The 6998-nt window shown below is 53.3% G+C and carries 5 protein-coding genes; 1 reads left to right on the forward strand and 4 read right to left on the reverse strand.

Features of this window, described 5'->3' with window-relative positions; all coding sequences use genetic code 11:
* The 4 genes from PEH01S_RS35235 to PEH01S_RS33675 all read right to left on the reverse strand — a co-directional run.
* On the reverse strand, positions 1-347 hold a 347-nt coding region (locus PEH01S_RS35235; protein WP_218032730.1), incomplete at its 3' end, for a hypothetical protein.
* A gap of 479 nt (positions 348-826) precedes the next feature.
* Positions 827-2080 carry a hypothetical protein gene (locus tag PEH01S_RS33665; RefSeq protein WP_127490397.1) on the reverse strand — a complete coding sequence of 418 codons (1254 nt, stop codon included), beginning with the start codon at positions 2078-2080 and terminating at the stop codon, positions 827-829.
* A 305-nt stretch (positions 2081-2385) separates the two neighbouring features.
* On the reverse strand, positions 2386-4683 hold the full coding sequence (locus PEH01S_RS33670; protein WP_025848891.1) for a glycoside hydrolase family 95 protein: 2298 nt from the start codon (positions 4681-4683) through the stop codon (positions 2386-2388).
* Between the two features lie 149 nt (positions 4684-4832).
* Complete coding sequence (locus PEH01S_RS33675) at positions 4833-5717, reverse strand: LysR family transcriptional regulator (RefSeq protein ID WP_127490398.1); 885 nt, start codon at positions 5715-5717, stop codon at positions 4833-4835.
* Positions 5718-5840: 123 nt separating this feature from the next.
* Between PEH01S_RS33675 and PEH01S_RS33680 the strand changes: the two genes are divergently transcribed.
* Positions 5841-6746, forward strand: coding sequence for a DMT family transporter (locus tag PEH01S_RS33680; RefSeq protein WP_127490399.1), 906 nt, complete (start codon positions 5841-5843; stop codon positions 6744-6746).
* Positions 6747-6998: the final 252 nt, after the last annotated feature.

A 6998-nucleotide genomic window follows, 5' to 3' on the forward strand; every position in this document is an offset into this window, starting at 1 on the left:
CTGGCATCCGAGTAAGCGACATCTCTCCACTCCTGAGTAGGTTGAGAGTCCAGGTACGCGGAGTATTGTCCCGTTATTACCTTTTGAGGATCATTGGTTATGGTCCCTGCTCCCGCCATGTAGTTAGTGCCTGAGTAGCTTCCTCGTTCAAAGGATTCTACATCATATATATTCTCATTTAGTCCATTGGAAATAGATGCTGTATCAAACTCGCTTACTAGTAAGGAATGATCTGCATAACCAAAAATTGATAATGCAAAAAACAACCATATACTTATAAAAGGTATAAATAATTTTCTTAGTAAATTTCTGAACAATAGAAAGTTACTGCTCTTGTGTGATACCACTTTTTCGATCTCCTCTCAACTTTAAACACAAAGTTCTATGTCTCATTTTGCCTGCTACTGCTGTTTCTAACCGCATACAATCTCCAAAGCGCCTCCCATGCATCTATTCAATTTACGGTTGTATTTTAACCAATTGAATCAATGCATTCTCGGTTGTCACTATTACGGTAAAATAACCTCTTTACCAACCATATTCCCATTACTATCGTATTTAATTTTGGTAATGGGAACTTTGCTATTATTTTTTTTGTATTTCGATTAATCTTCTATTCGTGTCGAACTTGTAATTTAATCCTGTGCTAATATCGATGTATTCATTCCATTCAATCCCTTTGATCTTAAACTCTACATTTTTGTACAGAACAAATCCTGTAGTAGCGGGACTGTTAGCCATAGTAGGATAAAGCAATAGTCTCGCTGTGCTGGATGTAGGTTTACCCGTGTGTTCAAAGTGCTGCCACTTGCCTTTTTTCGTATTGTCATAATATATTAGGTACTGTAAAGCCCCCTTCGCCTTGAGCGATGGCTGTATTCCCTGTTTGGGCGATGTTGGCATCCGATGAAATATACGCGTCAAAACTCCAAGTATAGGTTGTATTCGGATCCACCGGGATATCGAAGCCGTGCCATGTCCAAGGCAGATTTTGAGCATAGTCATAGCTGTATGTATTGTATGTTTTGCTCGTAAATACTCCTCCGCCTCTAGTAGTAAAACCCTCATTTGTCGTCGGTTGCGGAAAAAGATTGGATACCGTATCCGTTTTTCTAAAGTCTACGTTTTTATATAAAATGTACCCTGTTGTTGCCGGAAGATCCCCAAATGTCGGATATAGCAAAATTCTTGCTACATCAGATGCCGGTTTACCGGTAAACTCAAAATGCTGCCACGTTCCTTTGTTTGCATTATCGTAACGGAAAAGTGCCGGGAAACCGCCTTCTCCTTGGGCTATAAACGTATTTCCTACTGCCGCAATATCCGCATCCGGAGAAATATAAGCGTCCAGGCTCCACGTATATGTCGCATTTGGATCTACTTTGATGTCGAATCCATGCCATGTCCAGGTCGTTTTTTGCGCATAATCGTATTTATATATGCTATTGGCATGGGGCTCTGCAATAAACACACCGCCACCCTTGACACTAAAACCTTCATTATCCGAGGGCTGCGGATACAAGTTAGCTGCTGTTCCTGTCTTTCTAAATTCAACGTTTCTATACTGAATATAGCCTGTTGTTGCCGGGAGAAAGTCAATAGTTGGGTATAGCAGTAATCTGGCCACATTCGAAGTTGGTTTACCTGTATATTCGAAATGCTGCCATATCCCTTTTTTCGTATTATCATAATAAAACGAGGCGTCACCGAACCCTCCTTCTCCGTGAGCAATAAATGTACTCCCCGTTTCCGCAAGGTTCGCATCAGGGGAAATAAAAGCGTCAAAGCTCCAGGTATAAGTCACATTCGGATCAACTCCGATATCAAATCCATGAAATGTCCATGTCGTTTTTTGTGCATAATCATACTTATAGGCATAGTATTGCTTGCTGTTTATGATTCCGTTATCCCGCAGTGCAAATCCACTATTATCATTAGGTTGCGGAAAGAGATTAGTTCCTGACGGAAGGTCAAACGAATATTTACCAGTTGCTGAAGCATCAAAAGGGAGAAGAAGCAGTACTATAAAAAAATTCAAAAAAATTATCGAAAATTTTTTAAACCTGTTAGCTAAGTCCATAAAATAGTTCCTCCACATTTCTGCTGTAAATTTCACAGGACTATATTACTAATATTTTCCGTGTTAAATTATACCTTTGTCAGATAGTGTCTGTATATAGGGGATTATGTAAAAAACACAAATAATCTCCCCTTCACCCGCCGGTTCGGTGACCAAATGGGTGAGCCGATGATCTGCGCAAAACAAAAAAAGGGCAAGGCACGCTTCCGGCGGTTCCGGAATTCGCGTGCCTTGCCCTTTAGTTTGATCCCTTGCTGTTAAGGATACCCTTCCCATCGACAGCCGTGCCTGTACACTGCCGTCCTCTACCCCTTCAGCACATACGTCCGGCCGGCTTCCGTCTCCAATACCAGCACGCCGTCTCGGACCTCGACCGTTACCGCTGCGCCGTCCGCCATCACGGCCGATACCGCCGTCTGCGTCCGAATCCGGCAGGTGCCGCTGTGTCCGGCGCGAATCGTTGCTTCCGTCAGCCGGTGGCCGTCCCAAGTCAGGCCGACCTCATAGCCGCCTCGCGCCCGCAGCCCGTAGACGCGGCCCGAAGGCCAAGCCTTCGGCAGCGCAGGCAGCAGCGCCAGCTCTCCTCCGTGAGACTGCAGCAGCATTTCCGCGATCCCGGCCGTGCCGCCGAAGTTGCCGTCAATCTGGAACGGGGGATGCGCGTCGAACAGATTCGGGTACGTGGACTGAGCAAGCAGCGCCGCTACGTTGTCGTACGCCTTATCGCCTTCGCCGAGCCGCGCCCAGAAGTTGATAATCCACGCCCGGCTCCAGCCGGTATGTCCTCCGCCGTGCGCAAGACGCCGCTCCAGCGTCCGCTTGGCCGCTTCCGCCAGCTCCGGCGTGCGGTGAAGGTGAATCATCTCGCCGGGATGCAGCGCGAACAGCTGCGAGATGTGGCGGTGGCCCGGGTCGGCCTCCTCGTAATCCTCCAGCCACTCCATGATCTGGCCGTGCCGACCGATCCCGGGCTTCGGCAGCTTCGCCATGGCTTCCGCGAGCCGCTGGCGGAACGCCTCGTCCAGACCGAGCGCTGCCGCTGCTTCCCGGCACGCCTCGAACAAGGCGAAAGCGATCTGCGAATCCATCGCAGGCGCCATGCATAGATTGCCGGACACTCCGTTTGGCAGCACGAACTTGTTCTCGGGCGATATCGACGGTCCCGACAACAGCCGCCCCTGCCCGTCCTCCACCAAATAGTCCAGCAGAAACTGCGCCGCCTCCTTCATGACCGGATATGCCCGGTCCGCCAGGAAGGAACGGTCAAGCCCGAAGCGGTAGTGCTCCCACAGATGAAGCGACAGCCAGGCTGCGCCCATCGGCCAAATCGAGGCGCTGACCAGAATGCCCTCCACATGCGTATCGCCCCACAGATTCGTGTTGTGGTGCGCCATAAAGCCGCCGCAGCCATATACCTCCCGCGCCGTGATCCGGCCGCTTTCGCGCATCCGCTCGATCAAATCGAACAACGGCTCGTGGCATTCCTGGAGATGGCATACTTCCGCAGGCCAATAGTTCATCTCCGTGTTGATATTAATCGTAAATTTCGATTCCCAAGGCGGTGTGTAGCTATCGTTCCATATGCCCTGCAGCGTGGCTGCAAGCGAGCCGGGCCGCGAACAAGACAGCAGCAAATAGCGTCCGAATTGGAAAAAGATCTCCACCAGCCCCGGATCATCCTGCCCTTCCTTCACGCGCTGCAGCCGCTCGTCCGTCGGCAGGGACGCCGTCGCTTCCGGCTCCGGCTTCGCCAGCTCCAAGCCGACCCGCCGGAAATAGCGGACGTAATCCTCCGTATGGGCGCGCTTCAGCTCTTCGTACGGCAGCGATGCCGCCCTAGCTGCCTGCTCCAGACAGACGGCTTTCGGATCGTGATGCCGGAACGTCGTCCCCGCCGCAAGCAAAAGGGTCACCGCATCCGCGCCCTCTACCGAGATAAAGTCGCCGATCGTCTTCACGCTGCCGCCCTCGGCAACCGCTTTCAAGACGGCGCTGAAACGGACGCCTTCCGTACCGCACTCGCCGGACAGGATCATCGTGTCCTCGCCGTATTTTTCGCTGCCCATATCGAACGGACGGCGCATCATATGCGTGCTGAACGTGAGGCTCCCCGGCCGGTCCGCCGTCAGTCTGACGGCCAGCACCTGATGGACCGCGCTGCTGAAATATTCCCGCGTATAGCGGACGCCGTCCATGTCATAACTGGCCCGTACGAGAGCCTGCTCCAGATCGAGCTCCCGCTCGTAGGCTTGCGTCGGCTTATCGTGCCCGAGCATGTACAGGAGCATATCGCCGAGCGGCTGATACGGATGCAAATATTTGGGCGCCGACATCAACGCCATCCGGGCCAGATGCTCCGCTTCCTGCTGCCTGCCCTCCATCAGCAGCCGCCGGATTTCCGGCACGTAGGCCCGTGCGTCGGGATTATTCGCTTTTTTCGGTCCGCCGTACCAGACGGAATCTTCGTTTAATTGAATTTTCTCCTGCGCCACCGTGCCGAACACCATACCGCCGAGCCGGCCGCCCCCGACAGGAAGCGCCTCCTCCCACCTGCGGGCCGGAGCCGAATACCACAGCCTCAATCGGCTGGAACGTTCCATCATCCGTCATCCCTCCTTATGCTCTACTTATTGTAGCCGATAGCTCGGTGCGGGGATATGTACTTTCTTACGATACATTTGGACAAAAATAAGGTCCGGGCCGAGGGGAGGTCCGCAGCCCGGCCTTTCGTTCGGCATGCGGGTCAATGCCGTCAAAGCGAGACTTGCTGCTCGCTCAGCCAAGCCGCGATATGCTTTTTGAACTTTCGCGCAGCAGGCGAAAGCTGCTTGAAGGATACGGCCGCGAGCACGATCGTCCGGTACGGGTCGCCTTCGAGCCCGATCATGTGAATGCCGTCCAGCGCCTCGTACAGCACCATCTCCGGCAAAATGCTGATCCCGAGCCCGTTTTTCACCATCGCCATGATCGCTTGATCTTCCAACACTTCGTATTTGATGTTCAGCGACAGCCGGTTGATTTTGATGATGCGCAGCAGGTCGCTTTCCTTGCCCCACTTCGGCATAATGAACGGCTCCGCTTGCAGTTGGGCAAGCGACATGACGTTCATCTCGCGGTAAGGGGACTCGTCCGGAACGATGCAGAGCAGGTTGTCCTTGGTCAGCGGAATGATGTCCAAAGGCCGGGCCGCCGTGAGCGAGAGGAACCCGAAATCGACCGCGCCGCTCGTAATCCAATCGTTAATTTCGTCATAGTCGCCTTCCAGCAGCTTAATCTCGATAGCCGGGTGCTCCGCCTGGAACCGCTTCATGATGCCGGGCAGCCATTGAGTGGAAATGCTCGTAAAGGTGCCGATCCGCACCGTTCCGGTCTCCAGCCCTTGAATCGAAGCGACCTCCTGCTTGAGCAGCTCGCTTCGCTGGATAATGTCCCGGACATGCTTCAGCACCCGCGTGCCGTTCGGCGTCAGGCCGATTCCGGCGCGTCCCCGGGTCAGCAGGGCGAACCCCCACTCGGACTCCAGACTGGCGATGGCATGGCTGACCGCCGATTGGGTCAGTCCGAGCTTCTCGGCCGTCCGGGTCAGGCTCCCCAGCTCGACGACCGTGCTGAATACCTCGTATTTGGCCAATGACATGGATCGTCCTTCTTTCCATGAAAATAATTCACATAATATATGATAAACATTCATTTTTCTTATTCATAGTGTACCGTTATACTAATCGATGTGTAAATACATATCGTGTAGGGAGCCGGACGGATGAGAACGGAAGTTAAAGCGGATTTGATGATGCTGGGAGCGACGATGCTGTGGGCGTCCTCGTATTTGTTTACCAAAGTCGGATTGCAGTCGTTGGAAACCTTTAATCTTATTGCCTTGCGGCTGCTGATTGCGTTTCTGTTGTCGGCGCTAGTCTTTCACAAGCGCGTCCGGAGCGCCGGCTGGTCGACGGTGAGCTCCGCTTTTGTGCTGGGCTCGATCTTGTTTCTCAGCTTCGTGTTCATCACCTTCGGGGTCCGGTCGACCTCCGCTTCGAACGCAGGCTTTCTTGTCGGTCTTTCGGTGATCTTCGTTCCTATATTGTCGATCCTTTTCCTGAGAAAAAAACCGGAGGCGCGCCTGCTTCTGTGCATCGGTCTCGCCATCGTCGGGATCGGCCTGCTGACGCTGACCTCGTCGCTGACGATCAATCAAGGGGATGTTTACTGCATGCTCGGCTCGCTGCTGTTCGCCGTGCATATGCTCGTGACGGGCTCGGTCGTCAAACAGGGGGATGCGATCGCCCTCGGCGTGCTGCAGCTCGGGTTCGCCGGACTGTGGGCGCTGTCCTTCTCCTTCCTGATGGAGACGCCGAAGCTGCCGGATACGTTCGATGCGTGGACATCGATTCTCGGCCTGAGCGTCTTGTGCAGCGCCGTCGCCTTCGTTCTGCAGGCCACCGTGCAAAAGTACGCCTCGCCTACGCGCACGGCGCTGATTTTCGGCATGGAGCCGCTGTTCGCCGCCATTTTCGCTTTTGTATTTGCGGGGGAAACGTTGACGTCCAGAGGGTACGTCGGCGCGGCGCTGCTGCTGCTCAGCGTGTTTCTCGCGCAGACCGATGTGAAGAAGCTGCTCGACGGGAAGCGGCTCGCCGTCAAGAAGCACCGGACGGTGAGCAAATAGCTTTGAACGATATAGAGGAACGCAGATGCCTTAACCCCCGCTAAACACCGGCGTTCTGAAAATAAGACATCTGCGATGCGCTAACCTAAACGTGCGAAGGCAAAAATATATTTTTCGACAAGTATATAGGAACATGCGTTCCTATATTAACCGTGATCCGATGAAAAAAGGCCCGATAGCGCATCCGGGTTCCTCTAATTTCGTAACGCACACTTTCGCGGCCGCGCGTCACGGCCCTGCGCATTCGCGCAA

Origin of the sequence: Paenibacillus ehimensis NBRC 15659 (genome assembly GCF_004000785.1) — a bacterium.
In the GTDB taxonomy this organism is placed as follows: domain Bacteria; phylum Bacillota; class Bacilli; order Paenibacillales; family NBRC-103111; genus Paenibacillus_G; species Paenibacillus_G ehimensis.